Raw genomic sequence first — 24,690 nt, 5'->3', positions numbered from 1 at the left:
TAGGTTTATCCTACATCGCCCATTTTTAAATGATGAATTTACTCGGTCGGCATGCCCGACATACCTAGAATATTCCAGCCACCATCCACATACATAATCTCGCCCGTAATGCCTGAGGCTAAATCAGAGCATAAGAAAGCTGCGGCATTACCAACTTCTTCAATGGTAACGTTTTTGCGTAAAGGGGCATTTTTCTCGAAGTGATCCAACATTTTACGGAAGCCCGTAATGCCAGAGGCGGCTAAGGTGCGGATGGGGCCTGCGGAAATGGCATTTACGCGAATGCCTTGTGGACCCAAATCTGCGGCCATAAAGCGTACACCTGCTTCTAGGCTTGCTTTTGCCATTCCCATCACGTTGTAGTTTGGAATAGCGGCAATCGCGCCTAAATAACTGAGGGTGAGCATTGATCCAGCACGGCCTTCCATCATAGGCTTGGCATATTTCGCCATACCAAGAAAGCTATAGGCACTAATATCATGCGCGATTTGTGAGCCTTCGCGGGTGGTATTATCGACGATGCTGCCTTCGAGTTGTTCTTTAGGAGCAAAGGCAATGGCGTGAACCAAAATATCGAATTTGTCCCAATGCTCGGCTAAACCTTTGAACGTATTTTCAATCTCAGTGTCAGAAGCTACATCACAGGGGAGGACAATAGTGGAACCAAATTCTTCTGCAAATTTTTCGACGCGAGGTTTGAGTTTGTCATTCTGATAGGTCAGCGCCAGTTCAGCGCCTTCGCGGTGCATCGCTTGGGCAATGCCATAAGCGATAGAACGATTGCTGGCGATACCGGTAATAAGGGCGCGTTTGCCGCTCAGAAAACCCATAAAAACTCCTTACAACTTTTTGAAAAAGAAACGAATTAGGATGGAAGCGAGGCTTTACCTCTGCCCTGATGATGTTATGCTTGTCTAAAATTAACTCTAAGCAGTATATACGAAAATTATGGAAAAAAGACTCACTGCCCGCGATGCCATCTTTTATACAGTACTGGTGGCGCTAATAGCGTTATCGATTTTAATCATGTACCAACAAGATCGTCATTGGACGAAGCTCCAACAAATTCAAGCACAGCTTGCCGAGCAGGCTAAAGAGACTCGCGATTTACGGGCTGCATTGAGTTCGGGTCAGTTGCAAGTGGCCGCGAATACTACTGAGGCAGATCAAGGGAAGACTTCCGCTCAAACAGTCGAGGTAGCACCAGCCTTCCAACGCGCTAAGGCGGCAACGCAGTTGCCTGATTATGCCCAAGGCGATTGGAGTGTGGGAGCCTTTGGCACCAATCTGGCCACTATCTCCCCTTTAGTGTCCCAAGATGCTTATTCTAGCCAAGTACAAGATTATGTCTTGGAGTCCCTGATTAGTCGCGATCCTGATACGTTGGAATGGCAAGGGTTTATTGCCAAAGACTGGCAGATTAGTCCTGATGGTTTAACCATTATTTTTAATTTACGCCAAGATGTTGCTTTCTCTGATGGCGTTCCATTAACCGCAGATGATGTTGTATTTTCCTATAATTTTATTATGAATCCTGCAATTGATGCGCCTCGCCAACGTTCTTATTATGAAAAAATTAAATCCGTTCAAGCTCCCAGTAAATATCAGGTAGTCTTTACCTTTACTGAGCCGTATTTTGAGGCACTGTCTTTGGCGGGTGGAATTGCTATTATGGCTAAGCATTTTTATGAGCCTTATTTACAAAATCCACAGCAATTCAATCAATCTAAAGGCTTATTATTAGGAAGTGGTCCATATAAGTTAGCTGATCCTAAAACATGGACACCTGATCAGGGTTCAGTGGAGTTAATTCGTAATGATCGTTATTGGGGCGATGTTAAACCTTCGTATAATCGGATTGTGTGGAAAATTATTCAAAACGATAGTGCGCGTTTAACGACTTATCGGAATGGTGAAATTGATGGTTATGCGGCACGCCCTATTGAATATGCTAAGTTAAAAGCAGATGCTCAAATGCTAGATAAAAGCCAGAATTTTGAATATATGCCTCCTACAGGTGGCTATAGTTGGATAGGCTGGAATCAGGAAAAAAATGGCAAGCCTAGCTTATTTGCTGATAAGCGCGTGCGTCAGGCGATGACGTATATGACGGATACGGCGCGTATTATTAATGATGTGTTCTTAGGCTATGCAGAGGCTGCGGTTAGTCCTTTTAGCCCAACCAGTAAACAACATGATCAAGCGCTAAAACCTTATGAATTTAATTTACAACAAGCACAGCAATTATTAAAAGAAGCAGGTTATGAGGATCGTAATGGTGATTCGGTCATTGAAAATAGTGCAGGGGAGCCATTTGAATTCAAATTAACGTATTTCCAAGATAATGAGGATACCAAGCGCATGGTATTGTTGCTGCGTGATATTTATGCCAAAGCCGGTGTACGCATGATCCCAACCCCACAGGAATGGCCAGTCATGCTCGATGCTATGAATAAGCGCGATTTCGATGCAATTACTTTAGCGTGGACCAGCGGCATTGAAACCGATATCTATCAAATGTTTCACAGTTCACAAACTCAAGACGGCGGCGATAATTTTATAAATTATAAAAATCCTGAGCTTGATAAATTAATTGAGCAAGCACGTTCTACGGTTGATGACGCAAAACGGATGCCATTGTGGCAGCAAGCCGAGCGAATTATGTATGAGGATCAGCCTTATACGTTTTTAACCCGTGGTAAGACTTTAGCCTTCATTGATAAGCGTATTCACAATATTCAAATGACTAAAATGGGCTTGAATCGAGGCATGTTGCCACTTGAGAACTACGTACCCAGTACGTTACAACGCTATAAACAATAAGGGAGTCGGCAGATGCTGACCTATCTGATTCGACGCCTGCTACTGATGATTCCTACCTTATTGGGAATTACTATAGTGGTTTTTTCGGTGATGGTGATGTCACCAGGGGGGATTGGTGGTCAGCTACAAGCAGACACCATGAACATGAAACCCCAAGAACGCAAAGCTATGATGGATTATTACAACAAACGTTATGGCTTAGACCAACCTGCACCAATACAATACTTAAAGTGGCTCAATAACGTTTCACCGATTGGGTTTGAGGTGAAAGACGATGGCAGTTATGGCAGATTCTCGCTTACGAAGGGAATGAGCCTCGGGCAAAGCTTTATGTATGGTCGACCTGTCGCCGAAATCCTCGGTGAGCGCATTCCGATCACGGTCTTATTAAATGTCCTCACCATTCCGCTGATTTATATTTTCGCCATTGCGATTGGTATTAAAGCCGCGAATGATCGAGGGGGACGCTTTGACGTATCCTCCAATATGATTATGTTGGGCTTATGGTCGATTCCGACGATGTTAGCAGGCGTGTTATTGCTTGGGTTTTTTGCCAATGTGCAGCACTGGCATTGGTTTCCTACCGCAGGTTTAGGCAAACGTGATGCACAAGATATGGTCTTTATGCCGCATTGGGGTTCCTTGTGGGATGTGATCAAGCTCGGCTTGGGCGTCTTCCTCGGCACAGCGTTTGCCATTGCTTTAGCGCGCTTTAATAATCAAGTCGTACGTTTGTGGGTTGCTGCTGGCATCGGTATGGCGGCAGGTGCATGGATGGCCTATGCCCATAATGGCTTCCTGTGGATTAACTGGATTTTCTTACCGCTTCTGGGGGCGGTAATCTTAGTGGGTTTAGCCTATATCGCTTCAGTGCCGTTTCGGGCGGCGAGTTTAGGCTTAGTGGGCATGAGCTTAGGCTTGCTGATTGCGACACAGTTTGTCGGCCAAGGCTATGTGCGCGGCTTTTTATTAGATCGCATATGGCATTTAGTGCTGCCGATTATTTGTATGTCTTATGCGGGGTTTGCGGGACTGGCCAAAATCATTCGTACCTCCTTACTGGAAAACCTCAGTTCTGATTACGCCCGCACTGCACGCGCCAAAGGTTTATCTGAGCAAGATGTGCTCTGGGTGCACGTGTTCCGTAATAGCTTATTGCCGCTGATTACCATTGCGGCGGGCTTATTACCCAGCCTCTTGTCGGGTTCATTAATCGTCGAAAATATTTTTAGTATCAATGGTATGGGGCAGCTCGCGGTAGAAGCTGTCAAAGGGCGGGATCGCGAATTGGTGCTATCGATCACATGGATTAGTGGTTTTCTCACGTTGATTGGCTATTTAATAGCCGACTTCCTGTATACCTTAGTCGATCCGAGGGTGACGTATGACTGATGTAGTAGCAACACGTGACCCTTATTTACGTCGTATTTGGGAACGCACGCTGCAAGGTACTGGTGTTAAGTTTGCGCTGGTGTGGGTTGGCTTATTAGTCTTTGCTGCGGTATTTGCACCCTTTTTAGCCAACAGTATGCCACTGATCATGAGCAAAAATGGGCAAATTTCTATGCCTGTTTTGCATTATTTGAGCCGCGAAGATGTAGTGGTTTTAATCGCTTTTGTGGCGCTAATCGTGTTGTGGGTGCTGCCATTACGCTTAAATTGGCGACGTGGTTTGGCGGTCTTTTTTTTGGTGATAGTGGCGGGTGTCATCATCGCTAATCAGTATGTAAATCCACCCAAACTGATCATTTATGAAGATTTTCGTTCGCCTGCTTACAATCAAGTGGATTGGAAACTCATGCCACCGATTCCGTATGCCCCTACCGATTATATGCGTGATGCACGGGAACGCGGTTTGCAAACTGCTCCCTTATCCGAGCCGAGTCTTCAGCATTGGATGGGCACCGAAGAAAACGGCGCTGAAGTCTTTAGCCGTATGATTCATGCCTCACGTATCGCGCTCAGTATTGGCATTATTGCCACCAGTATTTCGATGGTCATTGGGGTGATCATTGGCGGCATTATGGGGTATTTCTCAGGCGTGGTAGACATGATGGGAATGCGCTTGGTGGAAATCTTTGAAGCCATTCCCACCTTGTTCTTATTGCTGACCTTTGTGGCCTTTTTCGGGCGCAGTTTGTATATGATGATGGTGATTATTGGGGTAACCAGTTGGTCGGGTTATGCGCGTTATATTCGCGCTGAATTCCTCAAACTGCGTAAGCAAGATTATGTGCAAGCGGCGATTGCGAGTGGTTTGCCCCTACGCTCGATTCTGTTCCGCCACATGCTGCCTAATGGGGTTGCTCCCTTATTAGTTGCCGCCAGTTTTGGCGTGGCATCAGCGATTTTGGCAGAAGCAACCTTAAGTTTCTTAGGCTTGGGTTTAGTCGATGCGCCATCATGGGGTCAAATGCTGGATCAGGCCGTCAAATCAGGAACCTTCAATTGGTGGATGGCAGTCTTTCCGGGGGGAGCGATTTTCATGACGGTGTTTGCTTATACCTTAATCGGCGAAGCTTTCCGTGATGCGATTGATCCAAAAACTGCCTACCGAGTTAAGCGGAGCGCCTAATGACAAACTTATTAGAAGTGCGCGATTTGTCCACGTATTTCACCACGCCTGAGCGGGAGGTGAAGGCGGTTGATGGCGTGAGTTTTGCCCTGAATAAAGCTGAGACGTTTTGCTTAGTCGGTGAATCGGGTAGTGGTAAGTCGATTACAGCCTTGTCGGTCATGCGCTTATTACCCGCACGTATTAGCTCGCATCCATCAGGCAGTATTTGGTTTAATGGCGTCGATTTGTTGAAACAAGACGATGAGGCGATGCGCCATATTCGTGGCTCGCAAATTGCGATGATCTTTCAAGAGCCAATGACCTCGCTGAATCCGGTGTTCACGATTGGTGATCAAATCACCGAAGCCTTGCAGCTTCATCATCCGGAAATGTCGAACCAAGAAGTACAGGAACGCACAGTCAAGGCTTTGGAGCAAGTGCATCTACCCAATGCGCGTGGGCGTATGCGTGACTATCCGCATCAATTATCGGGTGGTCAACGTCAACGCGTCATGATTGCAATGGCTTTGGCTTGCGATCCGGAGCTATTAATTGCGGATGAGCCAACCACTGCTTTAGATGTGACCGTGCAGGCTGAGATTCTACGCTTGATGCGGGAGCTGCAAGACAATACCGGCATGAGTATTTTAATGATTACGCATGATTTTGGTGTGGTCGCGCAAATGGCACATCAAGTCGGTGTGATGCAGTATGGCAAATTAGTGGAGCAGGGCAGTACCAAACAAGTCCTGAGCCAGCCACAACATCCTTATACACAGCAATTGCTGGCGGCCGTTCCGGAAAATCTTGCACGTCGCAAACCAACGACAGCGCAAGTGCTGAATGCGGACGCTAAACCACTGATTGAAATCCATAATCTAAGCGTGTGGTTTCCGATTAAAAAGGGCTTATTTCGTCGTACTGTGGATTATGTGAAAGCGGTGGATGATGTATCGCTCGCCATTCCTAAGGGTCAAATTATGGCCTTGGTAGGCGAATCGGGCTGCGGTAAAACCACCTTAGGGCGCGCTATTTTGCAGCTTGAAAAACCAACCCAAGGCAGTGTGAATGTTGAGGGTCAAGAGTTGGTTGGCTTATCGGATCAGGCCTTAAGGCCGTGGCGCGCCAAAATGCAGATCGTGTTTCAAGATCCGCAATCCTCCTTAAATCCTCGTCTCTTAGTCGAAACGATGCTGACCGAACCCATGAAAGTACATGGGATTGGTAGCAGTCATGAGGAACGCTTGGAGTTAGCGGCACGTACCTTGGAGCATGTCCAGTTGAAGCGCGAGTATTTATGGCGTTATCCCCACGAGTTTTCTGGTGGGCAGCGCCAGCGTATTGGCTTGGCGCGTGCTTTGGTTCTGAATCCAGAGTTTATTGTTTGTGATGAAATTACCAGCGCTTTGGATGTATCAGTACAAGCGGAAATTTTGCAATTATTGCTGGATATTCGTAGCGAACGTGATTTAACACTGCTGTTTGTGACGCATAATATCGGTGTAGTGGAATACTTAAGTGATCAGACGGTGGTGATGTATAAAGGTAAAATCGTCGAACGTGGTCTCACCGAACAGGTGTGTAGGAATCCTCAAGAGCCTTATACGCAAAAATTATTGGCTGCCGTTCCGCGCTTAACGATAACGGCGCTTTAAGTAAACCCAAGGGTTGTTATAATTTTTCAGTGCCTTAGTATTAACGTGATAGGCTAGATGCTGTAAAGCTTTGGAGAAAAGGCTATGTCGCCTTTTCTCCTTAAGTCAAAGGCTTAGTGCATCTCACCTTTTGCATTAATAAACTGCTGGGTACTGTATTCTTCAATAGGTAGTTTATCAATCACACGTCCAGCGGCCGTTTCCTTTTGCACATAATCCACAAAGGATTTTGCATAATCGAGGAAAGTATCCGTTTTCTTGCTTGCTGGAATATCACCAAAGGTTAAATAGCCATCTTTGCCGCCAGCAGTAAAGCTGTTGGTAACGACTTTATAGGTTTTGGTTTTATCAATGGCAGCCCAAGTCCCTGCGACACGCGAGTTTACTTGTACATTGCTCAAGCGTTGACCGAAAGGCTTTGATAAATTCATATCCCACCGAAGTCCTGACGCATAAGGATAAGAGCCTGTCGAGCCGCTAGGTTGTAAGGCAAACTCAGTCGCTTCTTCCAACACATCAAGAATTTGCTGGCCCGTCATTTCAATTTCGGTCAGGGTATTCGCGAAGGGCAACATCGTATAAGCCGTATCGATGGTAATAGTGCCCATCGCTACGTCAGTCCGCACGCCACCTGCATTTTGGATTGAAATATCGGACGTATTGCTCATCATCAAGAAAGCTTTGGCGACAATATTACTAATATCACTACCATGAGCTTTAGTGAGTGCATCACAGCCAGCGAGTTTACTTCTGCCAACATCGCCGGGAATCCGTGTAAAGCATAGGTTTTGGGCTGCCGTGCCAATTTGGGTTTTCTTTAGCTCAGTAACTTTATCTGAATAGGTTTTCAGAATGGTGTCGCTGGTCTGATCAGGCGTTACCACTGAGAGCGATTCATTAGCCTCAACGGCATTCAAGACGGTTTGTAAGTCTGCACCGGCTAACGCAGTGCCATTGCGTTTAAACGTATTTCCTAATAATACATGGGGTTTGCCGGAGCAGCTTTTTACATTGCCAGCGCTGTCAAAATTAATCGTTAATTCACCTACTGTGCTGGCATATTGCCAAGCTTGTGCCACACAGACCGTTTTACCAGCTTTGTCAGTGGTTTTGGTTGGGTATTCCCCTTCTGGTTTTAAACCCACTGACGTTAACGCGGTGCCGCCCAATAGGCTATGTGAATCGCCACCAATAATTACATCTACACCCGATAAGCTTTTGGCTAAGCTTAAATCATTGGTATAACCCTGATGCGTCAACAGAATGATTTTGCTAATGCCTTTATTTTCTAGCTCATCAATATATTTCTGTGCGGTTTGGGCTTCGTTTAAAAATAGCGTATTTTTATCAGGATTCGATGAGTTTTTAGTTTTGCCTGCGACATCGATACCAATAATGCCGTACTTTTTGCCATTCAATTCTTTGATAATATAAGGCTTGAAATAATCAGTACTCGTGTTGGGCGCGAGGGGCGATTCACCCACTTTAGGAACAACATTGGCAGCTAATACGGGCGTATTACAGGTGCTAGCGCTTTTTAGGTAGTCTAGAAAGGTTTTCAGTCCTTTGTCGCCTTCATCAAATTCATGATTACCGAGTTCAAAAGCATCAAAACAGACTTGATTCATCAAGGCCGCATCAGCTTCACCTTTAAACAGGGTATAATACAGTGTACCCGTAATCGCATCGCCTGCGTGGAGCTTCAAGGTATTATTCGGGTCTTGGCCTGCCAATTCTCTTATTTTGGTAACCACTTTGGAAAAACCACCCAATTCAACCGTGGTAGCCGCGCCCCCTAAACTGAGTTCCGCAGAAGCAGGGGCAAGATTCGAGTGATGATCATTAATGTGTAAAATACGTAAATTGGATTCCGTACCATTATTGTCTTTATCATTACAAGCGCTAAGCACTAAGCCAAGAGCGGCACTTAGCAATAATGTTGAGCTAAATGTTGTTAATTTCATGCGGCTAGACCTCGGGTTAAAGAAAGTGGCAATGAGCTTGTGGCAGCTTAGAAGATTAAGGACGTAATATGACACTGGGATTAAAAGAAAACATGCGAACGAAGTTGATGAAAACTAAGTTAAAAAAAAGCTTCCTAACTGCTATGTTATTCGTCAGTGTAGCGAGTAGTTCTTTCATTAGTCAATCGGCTCATGCCTATACTTCGTGGATGCCTTGGGGTGGTATGGGTAGTTCTATGCTAAATCCTTGGAATATGGGCAGTTTTGGGGGTATGAATCCTTGGAGCATGGGCAGTTTGGGGGGAATGAATCCTTGGAGCATGGGGCCTTGGAATAATAGCTCAGCTTTGGGTGGGACAGGTTGGCCGATGCTGAATGCTTGGAATGGTTTTGGTAATGGCATCAATCCTTATCAATTTTTTTCGGGTAATGCTTGGAATCGTGGCGATTGGGGGCGGCGTAATCGTAGTGATGATTATTTGTTATCGCTGATGCTCTTGAATTCTTTGCAAAACCAAAATCCTAATGCCTTGTTATATCCACCCAGTTTAGGCTATGACAGTTTACTATTGCCTAATCCCAATATCGCTACGCCCTTGTGGCAAACGCCGCTGCCGAACACATTAGGTGGGATGAATCCTAATGTGCAAGGCTTGGCGACTATTCCGAATACATCGATTTTGCCACCAACCCCAATCCCCTCAGTGCGTCCCTCTGTCCCCGAAAGTCAAGATGGTTTTCCGCCTACTGAAGCATTGCATCACTACTTGAATAACCCCCAATCTATGCAACCTTTAGCACCAGCGCTTCCATCCAATAGCAGCGATAAGGCTTGGGTCTTTCCTGATGGCAGTTCGGTACCCTTTTCGGAGTCTATTCGCTGACTTCACGTTGGCGCAAATAGCGCCCCACCGCAATCCATGCGCCAATCAGACCTAAAATCGCACTGACTACTAATATCTCCAGCGATAAGACAGGACTGATGCCCACTAGGCTAAAATTGGTGTTATAGCGTAATGCTAATTCAGCCACAGGTTCTTTAAGAAAGTGCAAGGCTAGATGCAAAATCAATAAACTTAATACGCCCCCGAAAAAGCCCAGCCACAGGCCATTATATAAAAAAGGTCGGCGTATATAAGTATTAGTTGCACCAATTAAACGAGTGACACGAATTTCTTCTTTGCGGTTTTCAATATCTAAGCGAATCGTATTGCCGATAACTAATAAAACAGTTAAACCCAGCAAGGCAAACACGATTAGCAAAATACGATTCACAATTTTGAAAATCGCATGAAGACGCATAATCCAAGAGGTATCATTGGCAACACTCTCAACATTTTTACTAGCCCTAATACGAGCAATAAAGTCTGACATGCCTTCTTCAGTGCCACCTAAGACCGTTAAATCAGGCGTGACAATGATCATATTGGGAAAGGGATTTACCTTGCCGAGGCTTCGAATAATATCATCACTACCCATCCGGTTTTGAAAGTCTACCATTGCTTCATTACTGCTCATAACGCGCGCATGTTTGACTTCTGGAAAGTCTGCAATCAGCTCTGCTTGATCTTTAGCTTCTTGCTCAGAGATGTTTGGTTTAAGGAAAATCGTAATAGTTGGAATTTCACTTTTGCTGTCGGTCAGTGTTTGTAAATTATGAACTAATAAATACAGACTGGTAGGCAAAGATAGTGCAATCGCTATGGTCGCTAAGGTTATCCACGTAGAAATAGGATTAAACCATAAGCGTTCCAAGCTAAATTGAATCGCGTGGCGTTGTTGATGCAGCCAAATTTTCAATGGGTTTTGACGTTGGCTAGGGGTATTTTTGGCGCTAGCTGTTTCGCTGCTCATGGGTTTACCTTTTGCAGTACAATCGTGCGTTTACGCATACGTTCCACTAAAGCATGGTCATGGCTCGCAATTAATACAGTAGCGCCTAATTCATTAAATTGTTCAAACGTATACATAATGTCTTGCGCTAATTCGGGGTCAAGATTTCCTGTGGGTTCGTCCGCTAAAATAATCGTTGGGCGATTGACCATAGCACGCGCAATACCCACGCGTTGTTTTTCACCCGCCGATAACATCAAAGGATAGTTTTTTTCTTTATTAGCGAGTCCTACTTTATCTAATGCCGCTTGTACACGACGACGAATATCAGCTTGAGCGAGGCCCGATAATAATAAGGGCATCGCTACATTGTCGAACACCGTGCGATCATGTAATAAATGCGGGTCTTGAAAAATAAAACCAATGCGGCGCCGATAATGGGGAATATTACGCTGGCTGAGTTTATTGAGAGGCCGTCCACCCACAATCACTTCACCTTTACTGGGGCGCTCCAATAAAGCGACTAATTTTAAAAGTGTACTTTTGCCCGAACCAGAATGACCTGTAATAAAAATCATCTCACCAGCAGCTAAGCTAAGATTGACATTATACAAGGCCAATTGGCCGGTTGAATAACGTTTGCTGACCCCTTTAAATTCAATCATTTATTCTTTGGCGCCGCTTAATAAGGCTTTAGTAAATTCATCGGCATTGAAGGTTTGTAAATCATCAATGGTTTCGCCAACCCCAATAAAACGTACCGGAATTTTTAGCTGCTCGGCTATGGCAAATAAAATACCACCTTTCGCTGTACCATCGAGTTTGGTGACAGTAATGCCCGTGATCCCTAACGCTTCATTGAATTGGCGTGCTTGAACCAAGGCATTTTGCCCAATACTGGCGTCAACGATCAGCATGACTTCATGAGGAGCATTTGCGTCGATTTTTTGCATGACACGCTTTACTTTTTTCAACTCGTCCATCAAGTTGCTTTGTGTGTGTAAGCGTCCAGCGGTATCGGCCAAAAGAATATCAATGCCACGGGCTTGAGCCGATTGTACAGCATCATAAATCACCGAAGCCGAATCAGCCCCTGTGCCTTGAGCAATCACAGGTATATGATTACGCTCGCCCCAGATAGTGAGTTGCTCTACCGCTGCTGCACGGAAGGTATCCCCAGCGGCAAGCATGACCGATTTACCTTGCTGCTGAAATTTTTTAGCAAGCTTGCCAATTGTGGTGGTTTTGCCCGCGCCATTAATCCCGACCATTAAGACCACCGTGGGTTTATGGGCTGGATTAATCACCAGTGGTTTTTCGACGGGCTTGAGCATGGCACTCATTTTTTGATGCAAGGCAGTTCTTAGGGCATCCAGATCATCTAACTCGCTACGGCTGACGCGCTGCGCTAAATCAGACATAATTTTGGTCGTTGCTTCCATGCCTACATCAGCGGTGAGAAGACGGCCTTCCAATTCTTCGAGCACTTCATCATCAACACGCTTTTTGCCTTTGATGAGGGTTTCCATGCCTTGTGTCAGGGAGCTTCCCGTTTTTGCTAAGCCCTGTTTGAGGCGCGCAAATAAACCTAATTTCTCTGGCTTCGCGCTAGTCGTATCCACTATCTCGGCGCTAGGACTGCTTTCCGTGGTGGCAGTTGGTGGGAGGGCTTGTGTTGTTACCGGAGCTGTTTCCGTATCCGGTTTTTTTTTCTTTCCGAATCCAAACATCGTATGATTACCTATAAGCTATGGGTTCGGGTTAGCCAACAATGCCCCCGATACAAACGCCGAGAATACTATCATTTACTAGCTAAATGCGTAATAACCATCAATAAAGGTCAAGCGGATGGAGAGTCACAAACTGCGTATCATCGGAGGCGAATGGCGCAGCCGACGTTTGCCTATTGCTGAGGTAAGCGGTTTGCGACCCACGCCAGATCGTATCCGTGAGACGCTGTTTAACTGGTTACAGTTTGAAGTTCAGGGTGCTTTTTGTTTAGATTTATTTGCAGGCAGTGGCGCGCTTGGGTTTGAAGCGTTATCCCGTGGTGCTTTGCACTGTAGTTTTGTCGAAAAACACCCGAAAGCCTTTGCCCAGTTAAAGGCGAATGTCACCAGCTTAAAAACGGATAAAGCCGTGTTGTATCACACCGATGCCCTACAATTTCTTCAAACGCCACCACCACAAGCATTTAATTTAATTTTTCTGGATCCCCCCTTTCGCCAAGCGTTATTAGCCCCAAGTGTAGCGCAAGTTTGTCAGCCTGCTTGGCTTAAAGCAGGGGCTTGGATTTATGCGGAACATGAGACCGACTTAACTATTGATTGGCAAAATTTCCCTTTGCGCTTACATCGCCAAAGTCGAGCCGGGCAGGTAGTAAGCGTGTTATTGCACTATCAAACTGAGGACGAGTGACTATTAGGCTAAGCGATTTTATAGATTGAGTAAGATATACCGGATGTACTGTTTTTGATTTAGATTTAACTGTAGAGAGACGCTAGAACTATATGGGATTATTTGCTGATTTAGCTGTGTGGCAGCTTGTTTTAATCACACTGGTCTTAACACATATCACGATTGCCGCTGTTACGATTTTCTTGCATCGTTGTCAATCGCATCGTGCTTTAGATTTATCACCGTTACCGTCGCATTTTTTCCGTTTTTGGCTTTGGCTCACCACTGGGATGGTGACGCGTGAATGGGTAGCGATTCACCGTAAGCATCATGCGAAATGTGAAACCAAGGAAGATCCGCATAGTCCTCAAGTATACGGCTTGCATAAGGTGTTATGGCTGGGAGCATGGTTATACCGACAAGAGTCTTATAACCAGCAAACCTTAGAAGCCTATGGTAAAGGCACGCCAGATGATTGGTTAGAGCGCCACGTATATGCACGTTTTCCGTGGCTAGGCATTGTCTTGATGTTAGTGATCGATATTATCTTATTCGCTTGGGCGGGCTTAGCGATTTGGTTAGTACAAATGTTATGGATTCCGTTTTGGGCAGCGGGTGTGATTAATGGTGTAGGTCATTTTGTCGGTTATCGCAATTGGAACACAGTGGATGCTTCTACCAATATTTCGCCATGGGGCATTCTGATTGGTGGCGAAGAGTTACACAATAACCACCACGCTTTTGCTAATTCAGCCCGTCTTTCTAGCCAGTGGTATGAGTTTGACATTGGTTGGGTTTATATCCGCGCGCTTGAAATCGTCGGCTTGGCTAAGGTTCGCAAAGTCGCACCGCGTGTCAAAGTAAACCCTGCGAAAACGGTGGTTGATTTTGATACCGTCACCGCAGTATTAGGCAATCGTTTACAAGTTTTGTCCCATTTCGCTCGTCAAGTGACACAGCCACTGATTAAGGCGGAATTATGTCGTACCCCCGAACAGTGTAAGCAACGTGCCAACGCAGCACGCAAGTTGATGAGCAGTACGCAAGAATTAGATCAGTCCGCCAAATTGGCGCTTCAAACGATTTTGGCCGAGAGTCATTTGTTGGAGACAGTTTATCAATATCAGCAGCGCTTACAGGCCTTGTGGGAGCGTACCACGATTAGCCAAGAAGCGCGCCTTGAAGCGTTACAAGACTGGATTAGTAATGCCGAAAAAACGGGGATTGCTGCGTTGGTAACGTTTGCACAGCGCTTACGTGGGTATTCGGTGGTGCGGGTCTAATTGCTGTGCTTTAAATATGCTTTAAATATAAAAAGGCCGGATTACTCCGGCCTTTCATCCTAAGTCGTTCCAGTAACGACGCTCTACTTACTTTTAGTATTTATTGATCGCTCATGCCGTGATGGCCTTTGCCACCCCAACCACCGTGTTCACCCCGATGTCCGCCGTGTTTACCACCTTTTCCACGCATTTCTTGCATTTTCTGCATTTGCTCTGGAGTTAACACCGCTTCTAACTGCTTTTTGCTGTCTTCCATAGCCACTTTCATTTTTTGTTGCTGCTCATCCATAATCGCCTTAACTTTTGCCGCTTGCTCATCACTTAAACCGAGCTTTTCTTTCATTTTGGCCAAACGTTTTGCTTGGTGCTCAGCACGCATAGCCTCAAAGCGTTCGGTATCCGTCATGGCGCCACGCACAATAATGTTCTGAATACGTTCAACTTGTTGATCATTGAGATTGAATTCGGTTTTTAATTGCTCAGCCCGTTGTTTAACCGTTTCTTGATCAACCGCCGCAACAGCAGCAGTAGAGGCGATCGCGGTACCGAGAATTAAAGCTACTAAAGATTTTTTCATTGCGTCACTCCAAAAGAATTATGTTTTAGGTTGTTGGCGGTTCGTCCTGAACTTCCATGCCACTAACAATAATCCAAGATTGTGAAGCGAATTTGCCAGAATTGTGGAAAAAAACAGGAAGTGTCGTAGGTTTTAGGCTTCGAATTTATAACCGACAGAGTAGACTGAATGAATCAAATCGCTCTCTGGATGTAGTTCGGCAATTTTTTTGCGTAGCTTTTTGATGTGACTATCGATTGTACGGTCACTGACAATACGATTGTCAGGATAGACGCGCTCCATTAAATGTTGGCGACTAAAAATACGGCCGGGCTGGGAATGGAGTGCTTCTAATAATTCAAACTCGACTAAGGTCAAGGTCGTTTCTTTGTCTCCCAACATCACTCTTAAACGTTCTCGATCCAAGTGCAAACTCGCGAAAGCACTCGCCTCATAAGGTTGTTGCTGATTGCTGGAGGCGTGACTGCGCCGCAATACCGCTTTGATGCGAGCGACTACTTCGCGGGGGCTAAACGGTTTGCAGATATAATCATCTGCACCTAATTCTAAACCCAATAAACGATCAATTTCTTCGATACGTGCGGTGAGCATAATCGTTGGTGTTAGTGGATCGGTTTGGCGTAATTGTTTACACACCTCTAAACCATCTTTGCCGGGCAACATTAAATCGAGCAAAATTAATTCAGCTTTGTGATCCTTGAGCCAGGCCAACGCTTGATTACCATCTGCAATCCAGTGGGTTTTATAGCCGGAGTTTTGCAGATATTTTTGCAGAAGATCGGCGATTTTGGGTTCATCTTCCACAATCAAAATCGGATTCATAACGACCTTATACCTTGTGATTTAGTGGGCAGTAAGGGGAGACGGATAATAATTTTTAAGCCGCCTAATTCGGAATGCTCAGCGCGAATATTACCTTCATGGGCGGCAACGATATTACTGCAAATACTTAAGCCAATACCGGCTCCACCCGTCGCGCGATTCCGCGAGGCATCCACCCGATAAAGACGATTAAATAACAAGGGTAAAGCTTCATCGGGTACGCCTGGCTCGGAATCTTCAAATACGATTTCCGCCATGCCTTGTATAGCGTGACTGAGGACACGGACTCGCCCCGGGGTATCGGTATAGCGCAAGCTATTTTTTAGCACATTTTGGAGCAATTGCTGTAAACGTTGCCCATCCGCCATAGCCCACAGTGGCGTTTTACTTAGCCTGTGGGTGTCGAGTTCCAGCGCTTGCTCTTCTAATTGACCTGCAAATTGCGCTAAGGTTTCTAATAACACCTGCGTTATATCGATTTTTTCCTTGTGATAGCTTAGTGCGCCATTATCCGACATGGATAGGTTATAAAGGTCATCGACTAGGCGTTGTAGATGTAAAGTTTCTTGGTGTAAGGAATGGATGGTGTCTTCGTCAGCCTCCACGATGCCATCTTGGATAGCTTCAATTTCGCCACGCAAAACCGACAGGGGCGTGCGTAGTTCGTGCGCAATATCCATAATCCATTGGCGGCGCGATTGCTCGTGTTGTTGTAGCCGCTGGGCTAGTTGATTGAAGTCGTGACTCAACTGCCCCAATTCATCAGAGCCGACGCGTTGAATGTGTGTTTTATAATTGCCATTGGCTAGTTCGCGTGTGCTATTTTGCAGATTCCGAATCGGTTTTACCCATTGGCGCGCTAGCAAATAAGACATAATCATACTGCCAATAAGCGTGCCTAGGGCAACCCACCATAAGCCACGGGTTTGTTGCTCCAGAAAGCGTGCGGCGCGACTCCCTTCCGAAAAGCCTTGGCGTTTATATAGTCCTATATAACCAATTACTTGGCCATTCAGCAGCAGGGTCTGCTCAACGTCTGGGACTTCATTGGATGCAGCATTACTTTGGATGATCTGATGCTGAGGATCGAGTAGTACCGTGCGACGGCGGATATCACCTAATGGGCGTCGCCGCCCATGAGCATCAGGTGGCGGGGGCGGCGCATCATCCTCTAATTGTCGTCCGATGCGCTGCTGAAATATAAACCAATTCCGTCGATTCCGTAATTCATCCCAGCGTCCTACTGCCTGATAGTACTCCACTAGGTTTTGCTGTAATTGATCCAAATATTGCTGCTCTTGTTCGCGCACAAAATCCAAATAAGTGGTTTGGACCTGATAACGTACAAGGCCTAGCGCGGCTGCAATCGTCAGCAAGCTGGTGAGAAAAATCGCGATAAATAATTTAGTACCAATACTTAAACGCATGACGAGTGATGCCTTGCTTACTCGAAGCCTTGGCTATAAACATCCGGCGTATAATTCTCAAAACGCGTATATTTGCCCAAGAAGGTCAAACGGCAGGTGCCAATGGGGCCATTCCGTTGTTTGGCAATGATAATTTCTGCAGATCCTTTTTCAGCAGAGTCGGGATTATAAACTTCATCGCGATACACGAACATAATGACATCGGCGTCCTGTTCAATCGCGCCTGATTCACGTAAATCCGACATAATCGGGCGTTTATTGGGACGTTGTTCCAGACTGCGATTTAATTGCGATAGCACAATAATCGGGACATTTAGCTCTTTAGCGAGTGCTTTTAGGGAGCGCGAAATTTCGGATACTTCGTTGGTACGATTTTCATTTTTACCGCTCCCTTGCATGAGCTGCAAGTAATCGAGCACGATTAAGCCTAATTGTCCGTGTTCACGCACCAAGCGGCGTGAGCGTGCACGTACCTCATTTGGTGACAGGGCAGGGCTATCGTCAATGAACATCGGTACATCGGCAAAGATTTTCACGGCGGTTGCAATACGCGGCCAATCTTCATCCGTTAATTGACCGGTACGAACCCGATGCTGATCCACTCGCCCCATGGAGGACAATAAACGCAAGGTTAATTGTTCGGCGGGCATTTCCATACTAAACACCGCAACCGGCAATTTTTTATGAGCGGCTGCATATTCGGCAATATTCATCGAGAAAGTCGTTTTACCCATAGAGGGTCTTCCAGCAACGATAATCAAATCGCCTTTTTGTAAGCCGGAAGTCATCTCATCCAGATCGGTATAGCCGGTTGACACACCAGTAATGCCAGAATTAAGTTTGCTTAATTCCTGAATATGATCCAGCGATAATTTCATGAGGGTTTTGAGCGGCCGGAAAGAGCGAGTATTGCGTGCACCTTGTTCGGCGATCTCAAAGACGCGTCGCTCGGCTTCGTCTAATAATTGACGGCTCTCCCGTCCTTCCGGATTAAAAGCCGAGTCAGCGATTTCTGTACCGACACTAATCAACTGCCGCAGAATTGATTTCTCGCGCACAATATCGGCATAAGCGCTGATATTCGCGGCGCTGGGTGTATCTTTCGCCATAAGCGCTAAATACGCTAATCCCCCAGCATCTTCCAAAAGACGGTTCTCACGTAGCCATTCAGTAAGCGTGAGCACATCGACCGGTTTTTGCTGGAGCGCCATTTGGCTAATCGCACGGAAAATCAAGCGATGATCTTGGCGATAAAAATCTTCTTCTACCAATTTGTCGCCAACGACCATCCACGCTTCATTATCCAACATTAAGCCACCCAGCACGGATTGCTCTGCTTCGATAGAGTGAGGAGGTATTTTTAAGGATTCGTAAGTGTCTGCCATAGGGAGCAGTTTACAGGAAGATAAGTGCTACAGAGAGCAACCGAGGATATAAAATTTACCGAGCTTAAATTAGCTCGGTAAATAAGACAAAGTGCTGAGAAAGGTATTAACCTTCTTCTGCTTCAACAACCACTTTAATCATGGTATCGACGTCAGTATGTAGGTGTAGCGCCACTTCATGCTCGCCTAATACACGAATCGGGCCATTTGGCATACGAATTTCGCGGCGTTCGATCTCTAAACCAGTAGCTTTGATTGCCTCAGCGATTTCAATGCTAGAAATAGAGCCGAATAATTTTCCTTCGCCGCCTGTTCTAGCTTTGACGGTTAATACAAGATCTTTCAACTGGTCACGGCGTGCTTCAGCAGCCGCTAAAATCGCTTGTGCTTCTTTTTCTAATTCAGCACGGCGCTTTTCAAATTCCGCAATATTAGCCTTAGTGGCCATTTTGGCACGACCCGTTGGGATCAAGTAGTTACGGCCATAACCTGCTTTTACCTTGACAACATTGCCTAAGGTTCCGAGGTTTTCTACTTTTTTCAGAAGAATGACTTCCATCGTTCTCACCTTAAATTGTGTTTCAGGCTAACGCCTGTAAATTTTTTAACAGTTTTCTGATTCGGTTAGGGCTTAAACTGGTTTTTTTGCGCAAGGTAATGTCGAAAATCCGCAAAACTATCTACCAATCCAAAGGCCGCGAGTAGCAAGATCATATGCACCGGTACAAACAAAAACGGTAGGTACAGCGCCAATAACCATGTTTTAGGCAAATGGCTAATGCGAATACTACCGTGCACCATAGCAATACCTTGCAAACTAAATAGCAGTAAACCTAAGAGCAACACATTGATTAGCACAGGCGTTGAACTTAGAAGTGTCAGGCCAATTAAGCTGAGTAGTACTAACGCAGCGGGTTTGCCTAAACGTAATTCACTAAATTCCCGACTAAACCCACCTGGGTTATAAAGTTGTGCTTGCCATTGACGCGCTAGCATCAGGGATAGGCTTAGGATTAAGGCTAAGCTTACGCTAAACACACCTGCTAAATAGGGGGCAGCTTGGTCTAGTAAACTATTCCATTGTTCGGCGCTAAGGGGTTGTGGTAATGACTTAAGTTGGAGAATGGGTTGGAATAGATGCTTCCAAAAGCTGGTGGTATCAGGCACTAAGCCATGAAACAGAACCAAACCCAAACCGACTAAGCCAAACACACTAAACAGCGCTTGACGCCATGAAGCGGTATGAGTCAGCAAACTAGCAATGATAATAATAGTCAGCCATAAACCACCCAATACTAAAGGTGTGTTTATGGAGGCGCTATACAAAGAAGCTATTAATAAGCTTATGATTGCAGTCGCACCGAGCGCTATTTTTAAACCTTGTTGCCAACCCAAACGCAGCGTCACTAAACCAACGGCCGCATTGCCCATCACACCGAACACTAAACCCACTAATGGCACCACAATAGACAAAAGTGTGGTCAAAACAACAAAACCTAGCGCGTGCCAAGGCCCTGTCATGATGAATTTAGCCATTATTGCATTGCCACTTAAATACTGCCTTTAACCGAAATCAGTGCGCTAAGCTGAATTACTTATGCTTGTCTGTATAAGAGATCAGCGCTAAATAACGCGCACGCTTAATAGCAGTTGCTAATTGGCGTTGGTAGTTAGCACGAGTTCCCGTGATACGACTGGGCACAATTTTGCCAGTTTCAGTAACGAAACCTTTCAAGGTCTCTAAATCTTTGTAATCGACTTCCGTGATACCTTCAGCGGTAAAACGGCAGTATTTTTTACGGCGAAAATAGCGTGACATAGCGTTCTTCCTATTAATTAGTCTTCAATATCATCGTCGTCATTATCAACGCCGACTTCTTCTAATTCTTCACGACGACTAGGACGTTTGGCCTTGCCTTCGTTTTCCTTATTCAAAGGAGAAGCTTCAGTAATCGCCACTTTACGCACTAAAGTCAATGTACGAATGATTGCGTCATTGAAACGGAAGATACTTTCTAATTCAGCTAAGGTTTCCGCATTGCACTCAATATTCATTAGAACATAATGTGCTTTGTGGATTTTATTGATGGGATAGGCCAGTTGACGGCGACCCCAATCTTCTAAACGATGGATAGAACCGCCATTTTCGGTCACCAGCGCACGATAGCGCTCGATCATTGCAGGCACTTGCTCGCTTTGATCAGGATGAACCAAGAACACAATTTCATAGTGTCGCATGTAGTCTCCTTACGGGTAAAAGCCTCCTGTCCGCGACGACAGTGAAGCAAGGAAGGGGGAATATCCCCAAGATACAATAAAGGCGCGGTATTCTGCGGGAGGGCAACTCACTTGTCAATCGCTGGGGAATAAATAAAGGTGTTAGCTTTTATTCACATGAAGCAATAAAGCGTAAGAATTTGAAATAGATTGTCGATTTTTAGAAAACTTGACAATTGTATCCTACAATTGTGGCTGTGGGATATGGCAAGGAATCGTTATCTCTAGTTTGCGAGAGTTGACAAGAAAGGTAATAAAAAAAGGGGTAATAGCCGTGAAACAGTTAGCTTTGGAGAGACAAACCCAGCAGATCTTTAAGATTGTGTTTATTAATGCATCCAGTTCAACCCATCTGAATCTGGAGTTTATTCTTTATCATACCTTTCCTGATGCAGTTTTTGACTATTACACCCCTGATTCCCTGCAAAATTGGCATGATTTTGTGTGGCAGAACTATGACTTAGTCATGTTGGAGCAAGGCGTCGTCAATGATCAGACCTTAGCTGTGCTGAGTGAAATGCGCTCAATGGCAGCTTATTTTCCAGTCACCACAATGATCCAAACACAACCCAGCTCTAGCGCTCACACCTGTCATGATGCCTTCGATTTATGCCTGTCTATTCATGAAACTGCTTTGGATTTAGCCGCGAAATTAAATATTACACTGGAGCTGATTCGCACTTTACGTCACTACCCCTTACGTTTAGCGGGTTGGCAATTAGAAGAGTTATTGCACAGTAGTGAAAACTCGCTGGTGTTTTTGGCAAGGAATGCACAAGGAGAAAAGGCTGCGGTTAAGCGCTTTAAATTTGATGTCTCAGGCGCTAATAAAGAAGATATTTGGGGCTTTTTAACCAGTGCGCGCACGCTGATCTGGTTTGATCATGTTGGTCTGGCGGGGGTGCGTGATGCAGATGTTTATCAGAATGCCGTTTATTTAGTGATGGAGTATGTTGAGGGTACGAGCTTACGCACCTTGCTGAATGAAAAGCCACGCCCCAGTACTCAACAAGTGTTAGCGTGGTTCGAGCAAATTACCAAGGCATTAGGTGCCATGCATGATATCGACTTACTGCATCTGGATTTGAAATCTTCCAATATTATGGTGCGTCCCAATGGACAAACCGTGTTATTGGATTTTGGCATCGAAGGTAAGTTGTTGGTTGAAACTGGATTTTTGCAGGCCAGTGAAATTTATTGTACTCCCTTTTATGTGAGTCCAGAGCGTATTGTGGGCGAGCCAGCGAGTGTCCAGTCGGATCTTTATGCTTTAGGCGTATTATTTTATGAAATGCTGGTAGGCGATAAGCCCTATAAAGGCTTTCCTCTGTCCGCGATTTTACAGCAGCATATTTTTGATCCCATTCCTAAGCTGCCGGAAGTGTTCGCGCACTATCAACCCTTGTTAGACAGTTTGATGGCTAAGTCTTTGGAGCTGCGGCCTGTTTCAACTTATGAAGCCTTAAAATTGCTAAAAGCCTGTGAGTTAAACTAACTAGCTATTCAATCTTTAGCGTGCTACATTTTTATAACTTATAAACAATAAAAAATAATGATTATGTTGCGCTTTTTGATCTGGTTCTTAGTTCTGCAATTAGTGTTGTTCAGCTTAGAAATGCTACAACCGATTCAACAAGCCATTATTTTGCCGTGGACAAGCTTTATTGCTCATCTAAGTTCCCTGTTACTTAGTGCGTTTGATTCGAGTGTGCAAAGTTCTGGCAAAGTGATTAGCAATACCTTAAATGATTTCGCGATTTCGATAGAACCGGGCTGCAATGGCGTCGAAGCCATGATTGTATTAGCAGCAGCGCTCATTGCCTTTCCCACCACGTGGACTTATAAAATCAAAGGTTTATGGTGGGGGACGCTGGCAATTCAAGCGCTAAATTTAGTGCGTATTATTAGCTTATTTTACCTAGGGCAATGGAGCCGCGAATTATTTGATTGGGCGCACCTGTATGTGTGGCAGGCTTTGATTATGCTGGATGCCTTGGTGGTGTTTTTGGTGTGGATACGCCACTTACCCAATACGCCGACTCAATCGCAGGCCGTTGCGCTATGAAGGCATTTTCCTTAAAGCATTTTGTGATCATGGTACTTTTGCTATTACCACTGAGTTTTACGCTTTGGTATTTTACTGCTCCTTGGCATTTAGCACCGCTGACTTGGTTAAGCCAAACCATTCTCAAGCAAGTGTTACCGAATGCAATTCAATGGTTAGGTTTGGAAGGGCATACCTTAGTGCTTGCTTCAAGTTTTGCTGCTGACGCACAACAGCTTGACTCCCTAGGTTTTCATTTGAATCCTTTAGCTTATAGCTATAGCTTTCCTTTATTAGCGGCTTTGTTATTAGCCACACCCTCGCGGCAGCACGGTTTAACGCTGCTAATCGGTTTACTGGCTTTATTACCCTTCCAACTGTTAGCCATGCTCAGCAGCGTAGTCAAAACCTTGGCATTTGAAATTGGTTTGCCCTTTCAGGAGCGCTATGGTTTCTCTGGATGGGGGTTAGATGCTTTGGCTTTGTTCTACCAAATCAGCACGCTCATTCTACCGATGGTATTGCCACTCATTATTTGGGGATGGCTGAATCGCTCACTATTGGAAAAGCTTATGCCGCCTGTAAGGATCGTTGCCAATGGTTAGCGTGATGAATCCGTAGGGTGATTGCGTTTCCAATGTTGAAGGTCGACAACATTCTCGTCTTTATGCGCAGTATCGCGACCTGATCCCAATAATACAGAAGGATTGCCTTCTAAAAACTCGCGCATAAGACGTAGCTTCAAACTATTGGGAAAACGTAATCTGGTTTGATCATTTTCTAGCGCATCCGCTTCTTCTTCAGTTAGCGAGTCGACTAATTTTTCCCAGCGCTTGATCAACATTTCTTCAAGCTGCTTCCCATTATTTTCTAGTTTATTGAGTTCTTCTTCCGGCAATGATTCAAGATACGCATCCAAATTTTCTAAGATGCTTTCTTGGCGTGTTGAATCTAAGGTATCCAATAAGTCTTGCAGCCACTGTGTTTCAGCTTCCTGAGCAAAGTGATCATAGTTTTTAGTCGGTTCACCCTGTGCCACCATGCCATTAGCCTTACCATACAGTTGCCACAATAATTTTAAGCGTGGCGCTTGAGCCGCAAATTGATAAACCGGATGTGGATTTTCAGGTTGATCCTCGCTGGGGGTGAAAGTAGCGGGTTGCAATTGTTGGCATAATAGGCTGGCTTGATATAAAGCACTGACATATTGGAAGGGGTCAAAGCTGAAGCTAATCAAGTTTTCTTCGTAGCCATCGTCGATTTCATCTTCTAATTCAATATTTAAAAATGGATCGTAATGTTCAAACACTAAATCCCAATGAATTTTGCCCTCTTGATGCCGTACGAATACGGCAGATTCAATCTGAAAGCGCATATTATCAGGCGAAGCCGTAATCATCCAATGATCGCCCGGATGCTGAGCACTATTGACTAATAGCGGAATATCGACGAATTCAAGCGGCACATTAAAAATTTGTGCTGAGCTGTAATAGCTGTCTTGTACACTTAAATAGAGGTTGGGTAGGCCGCCCTCGAGTGTAACGGTGATAGATAGACTTTGATCCATAGTTTCAGTATATCAGCTCTATATAGCAACTCGCCAATTTTGCGTCGATTGGTGAGATTTTGCTTGGTGCATGGCATGT

General features: G+C 45.2%; 24 protein-coding genes. 10 read left to right on the top strand and 14 right to left on the bottom strand.

Annotated elements, in window-relative coordinates:
- Positions 1–38: 38 nt before the first annotated feature.
- Positions 39–830, bottom strand: coding sequence for an enoyl-ACP reductase FabI (locus tag A3IE_RS0103980; protein WP_020394297.1), 792 nt, complete (start codon positions 828–830; stop codon positions 39–41).
- Between the two features lie 118 nt (positions 831–948).
- Between A3IE_RS0103980 and A3IE_RS0103975 the strand changes: the two genes are divergently transcribed.
- The 4 genes from A3IE_RS0103975 to A3IE_RS0103960 are packed head-to-tail and all read left to right on the top strand — an operon-like array spanning position 949 to position 7,035.
- Positions 949–2,823, top strand: a complete 1,875-nt coding sequence (locus A3IE_RS0103975) for a peptide-binding protein (RefSeq protein WP_020394296.1) — start codon at positions 949–951, stop codon at positions 2,821–2,823.
- 12 nt (positions 2,824–2,835) lie between these two features.
- Entirely contained in the window at positions 2,836–4,215 is a 1,380-nt protein-coding gene (locus A3IE_RS0103970; RefSeq protein WP_020394295.1) for an ABC transporter permease, read from the top strand.
- A complete protein-coding gene (locus A3IE_RS0103965) occupies positions 4,208–5,398 on the top strand; it encodes an ABC transporter permease (protein WP_020394294.1) in 1,191 nt (396 codons plus the stop codon). The genes A3IE_RS0103970 and A3IE_RS0103965 overlap by 8 nt, the downstream gene beginning before the upstream one ends.
- On the top strand, positions 5,398–7,035 hold the full coding sequence (locus tag A3IE_RS0103960) for an ABC transporter ATP-binding protein (protein WP_020394293.1): 1,638 nt from the start codon (positions 5,398–5,400) through the stop codon (positions 7,033–7,035). The genes A3IE_RS0103965 and A3IE_RS0103960 overlap by 1 nt, the downstream gene beginning before the upstream one ends.
- Before the next feature lie 113 nt (positions 7,036–7,148).
- On the opposite strand, the gene nadN is transcribed toward A3IE_RS0103960, so the two are convergent.
- On the bottom strand, positions 7,149–8,999 hold the full coding sequence (nadN, locus tag A3IE_RS0103955) for an NAD nucleotidase (RefSeq protein ID WP_020394292.1): 1,851 nt from the start codon (positions 8,997–8,999) through the stop codon (positions 7,149–7,151).
- A 68-nt stretch (positions 9,000–9,067) separates the two neighbouring features.
- Here nadN and A3IE_RS0103950 point away from each other — a divergent pair, with 68 nt between their 5' ends.
- Positions 9,068–9,883, top strand: coding sequence for a hypothetical protein (locus A3IE_RS0103950; RefSeq protein ID WP_020394291.1), 816 nt, complete (start codon positions 9,068–9,070; stop codon positions 9,881–9,883).
- Here A3IE_RS0103950 and ftsX read toward each other — a convergent pair.
- The 3 genes from ftsX to ftsY are packed head-to-tail and all read right to left on the bottom strand — an operon-like array spanning position 9,873 to position 12,562.
- Positions 9,873–10,853 (bottom strand): permease-like cell division protein FtsX, encoded by a 981-nt coding sequence (gene ftsX / locus A3IE_RS0103945; RefSeq protein WP_020394290.1) that lies wholly within the window; start codon positions 10,851–10,853, stop codon positions 9,873–9,875. The genes A3IE_RS0103950 and ftsX overlap by 11 nt on opposite strands.
- Complete coding sequence (gene ftsE, locus A3IE_RS0103940; RefSeq protein ID WP_020394289.1) at positions 10,850–11,497, bottom strand: cell division ATP-binding protein FtsE; 648 nt, start codon at positions 11,495–11,497, stop codon at positions 10,850–10,852. The genes ftsX and ftsE overlap by 4 nt, the downstream gene beginning before the upstream one ends.
- Positions 11,498–12,562 carry a signal recognition particle-docking protein FtsY gene (gene ftsY / locus A3IE_RS0103935; RefSeq protein WP_020394288.1) on the bottom strand — a complete coding sequence of 355 codons (1,065 nt, stop codon included), beginning with the start codon at positions 12,560–12,562 and terminating at the stop codon, positions 11,498–11,500.
- Between the two features lie 118 nt (positions 12,563–12,680).
- Here ftsY and rsmD point away from each other — a divergent pair, with 118 nt between their 5' ends.
- Positions 12,681–13,250, top strand: coding sequence for a 16S rRNA (guanine(966)-N(2))-methyltransferase RsmD (gene rsmD, locus A3IE_RS0103930; RefSeq protein ID WP_020394287.1), 570 nt, complete (start codon positions 12,681–12,683; stop codon positions 13,248–13,250).
- A 92-nt stretch (positions 13,251–13,342) separates the two neighbouring features.
- A complete protein-coding gene (locus A3IE_RS0103925; protein WP_020394286.1) occupies positions 13,343–14,512 on the top strand; it encodes a DesA family fatty acid desaturase in 1,170 nt (389 codons plus the stop codon).
- 100 nt (positions 14,513–14,612) lie between these two features.
- Here A3IE_RS0103925 and A3IE_RS0103920 read toward each other — a convergent pair whose 3' ends face one another.
- From A3IE_RS0103920 to rpsF, 8 genes are all read right to left on the bottom strand, one after another.
- Entirely contained in the window at positions 14,613–15,089 is a 477-nt protein-coding gene (locus A3IE_RS0103920; RefSeq protein WP_020394285.1) for a Spy/CpxP family protein refolding chaperone, read from the bottom strand.
- A gap of 132 nt (positions 15,090–15,221) precedes the next feature.
- Positions 15,222–15,911, bottom strand: a complete 690-nt coding sequence (locus A3IE_RS0103915; RefSeq protein ID WP_020394284.1) for a response regulator — start codon at positions 15,909–15,911, stop codon at positions 15,222–15,224.
- Entirely contained in the window at positions 15,908–17,338 is a 1,431-nt protein-coding gene (locus A3IE_RS19815) for an ATP-binding protein (protein WP_020394283.1), read from the bottom strand. Before A3IE_RS19815 ends, A3IE_RS0103915 begins: the two co-directional genes overlap by 4 nt.
- 17 nt (positions 17,339–17,355) lie before the next feature.
- Positions 17,356–18,723 (bottom strand): replicative DNA helicase, encoded by a 1,368-nt coding sequence (dnaB, locus tag A3IE_RS0103905; RefSeq protein ID WP_020394282.1) that lies wholly within the window; start codon positions 18,721–18,723, stop codon positions 17,356–17,358.
- A gap of 106 nt (positions 18,724–18,829) precedes the next feature.
- Positions 18,830–19,282 (bottom strand): 50S ribosomal protein L9, encoded by a 453-nt coding sequence (gene rplI / locus A3IE_RS0103900; RefSeq protein WP_020394281.1) that lies wholly within the window; start codon positions 19,280–19,282, stop codon positions 18,830–18,832.
- A gap of 65 nt (positions 19,283–19,347) precedes the next feature.
- A complete protein-coding gene (locus A3IE_RS19810; RefSeq protein WP_020394280.1) occupies positions 19,348–20,259 on the bottom strand; it encodes a hypothetical protein in 912 nt (303 codons plus the stop codon).
- A 55-nt stretch (positions 20,260–20,314) separates the two neighbouring features.
- Complete coding sequence (gene rpsR, locus A3IE_RS0103890) at positions 20,315–20,542, bottom strand: 30S ribosomal protein S18 (RefSeq protein ID WP_020394279.1); 228 nt, start codon at positions 20,540–20,542, stop codon at positions 20,315–20,317.
- 17 nt (positions 20,543–20,559) lie between these two features.
- Positions 20,560–20,961, bottom strand: a complete 402-nt coding sequence (rpsF, locus tag A3IE_RS0103885; RefSeq protein ID WP_020394278.1) for a 30S ribosomal protein S6 — start codon at positions 20,959–20,961, stop codon at positions 20,560–20,562.
- A gap of 313 nt (positions 20,962–21,274) precedes the next feature.
- Here rpsF and A3IE_RS0103880 point away from each other — a divergent pair, with 313 nt between their 5' ends.
- The 3 genes from A3IE_RS0103880 to A3IE_RS0103870 all read left to right on the top strand — a co-directional run bounded on the left by A3IE_RS0103880 (position 21,275) and on the right by A3IE_RS0103870 (position 23,649).
- The gene (locus A3IE_RS0103880; RefSeq protein WP_020394277.1) at positions 21,275–22,495 is read left to right on the top strand and encodes a serine/threonine protein kinase; all 1,221 of its coding nucleotides are present in this window, start codon (positions 21,275–21,277) and stop codon (positions 22,493–22,495) included.
- A 63-nt stretch (positions 22,496–22,558) separates the two neighbouring features.
- A complete protein-coding gene (gene xrtH / locus A3IE_RS0103875) occupies positions 22,559–23,065 on the top strand; it encodes an exosortase H (protein ID WP_033406349.1) in 507 nt (168 codons plus the stop codon).
- Positions 23,062–23,649, top strand: coding sequence for an exosortase H-associated membrane protein (locus tag A3IE_RS0103870; protein ID WP_020394275.1), 588 nt, complete (start codon positions 23,062–23,064; stop codon positions 23,647–23,649). The genes xrtH and A3IE_RS0103870 overlap by 4 nt, the downstream gene beginning before the upstream one ends.
- Here A3IE_RS0103870 and A3IE_RS0103865 read toward each other — a convergent pair.
- Entirely contained in the window at positions 23,646–24,611 is a 966-nt protein-coding gene (locus A3IE_RS0103865) for a hypothetical protein (protein WP_020394274.1), read from the bottom strand. The two genes, A3IE_RS0103870 and A3IE_RS0103865, sit on opposite strands and share 4 nt — an antisense overlap.
- Positions 24,612–24,690: the final 79 nt, after the last annotated feature.

Origin of the sequence: Thiolinea disciformis DSM 14473 (assembly GCF_000371925.1) — a bacterium.
Taxonomy (GTDB): domain Bacteria; phylum Pseudomonadota; class Gammaproteobacteria; order Thiotrichales; family Thiotrichaceae; genus Thiolinea; species Thiolinea disciformis.
The sequence above is the reverse complement of the archived record's forward strand: the minus strand, read 5'-3'. Positions and strand labels throughout refer to the sequence as shown.

Coding starts and splice junctions, on each gene's coding strand:
- A3IE_RS0103980 (WP_020394297.1), bottom strand. CDS start 830: ATGGGTTTTCTGAGCGGCAAACGCGCCCTTATTACCGGTATCGCCAGC.
- A3IE_RS0103975 (WP_020394296.1), top strand. CDS start 949: ATGGAAAAAAGACTCACTGCCCGCGATGCCATCTTTTATACAGTACTG.
- A3IE_RS0103970 (WP_020394295.1), top strand. CDS start 2,836: ATGCTGACCTATCTGATTCGACGCCTGCTACTGATGATTCCTACCTTA.
- A3IE_RS0103965 (WP_020394294.1), top strand. CDS start 4,208: ATGACTGATGTAGTAGCAACACGTGACCCTTATTTACGTCGTATTTGG.
- A3IE_RS0103960 (WP_020394293.1), top strand. CDS start 5,398: ATGACAAACTTATTAGAAGTGCGCGATTTGTCCACGTATTTCACCACG.
- nadN (WP_020394292.1), bottom strand. CDS start 8,999: ATGAAATTAACAACATTTAGCTCAACATTATTGCTAAGTGCCGCTCTT.
- A3IE_RS0103950 (WP_020394291.1), top strand. CDS start 9,068: ATGACACTGGGATTAAAAGAAAACATGCGAACGAAGTTGATGAAAACT.
- ftsX (WP_020394290.1), bottom strand. CDS start 10,853: ATGAGCAGCGAAACAGCTAGCGCCAAAAATACCCCTAGCCAACGTCAA.
- ftsE (WP_020394289.1), bottom strand. CDS start 11,497: ATGATTGAATTTAAAGGGGTCAGCAAACGTTATTCAACCGGCCAATTG.
- ftsY (WP_020394288.1), bottom strand. CDS start 12,562: ATGTTTGGATTCGGAAAGAAAAAAAAACCGGATACGGAAACAGCTCCG.
- rsmD (WP_020394287.1), top strand. CDS start 12,681: ATGGAGAGTCACAAACTGCGTATCATCGGAGGCGAATGGCGCAGCCGA.
- A3IE_RS0103925 (WP_020394286.1), top strand. CDS start 13,343: ATGGGATTATTTGCTGATTTAGCTGTGTGGCAGCTTGTTTTAATCACA.
- A3IE_RS0103920 (WP_020394285.1), bottom strand. CDS start 15,089: ATGAAAAAATCTTTAGTAGCTTTAATTCTCGGTACCGCGATCGCCTCT.
- A3IE_RS0103915 (WP_020394284.1), bottom strand. CDS start 15,911: ATGAATCCGATTTTGATTGTGGAAGATGAACCCAAAATCGCCGATCTT.
- A3IE_RS19815 (WP_020394283.1), bottom strand. CDS start 17,338: ATGCGTTTAAGTATTGGTACTAAATTATTTATCGCGATTTTTCTCACC.
- dnaB (WP_020394282.1), bottom strand. CDS start 18,723: ATGGCAGACACTTACGAATCCTTAAAAATACCTCCTCACTCTATCGAA.
- rplI (WP_020394281.1), bottom strand. CDS start 19,282: ATGGAAGTCATTCTTCTGAAAAAAGTAGAAAACCTCGGAACCTTAGGC.
- A3IE_RS19810 (WP_020394280.1), bottom strand. CDS start 20,259: ATGGCTAAATTCATCATGACAGGGCCTTGGCACGCGCTAGGTTTTGTT.
- rpsR (WP_020394279.1), bottom strand. CDS start 20,542: ATGTCACGCTATTTTCGCCGTAAAAAATACTGCCGTTTTACCGCTGAA.
- rpsF (WP_020394278.1), bottom strand. CDS start 20,961: ATGCGACACTATGAAATTGTGTTCTTGGTTCATCCTGATCAAAGCGAG.
- xrtH (WP_033406349.1), top strand. CDS start 22,559: ATGTTGCGCTTTTTGATCTGGTTCTTAGTTCTGCAATTAGTGTTGTTC.
- A3IE_RS0103870 (WP_020394275.1), top strand. CDS start 23,062: ATGAAGGCATTTTCCTTAAAGCATTTTGTGATCATGGTACTTTTGCTA.
- A3IE_RS0103865 (WP_020394274.1), bottom strand. CDS start 24,611: ATGGATCAAAGTCTATCTATCACCGTTACACTCGAGGGCGGCCTACCC.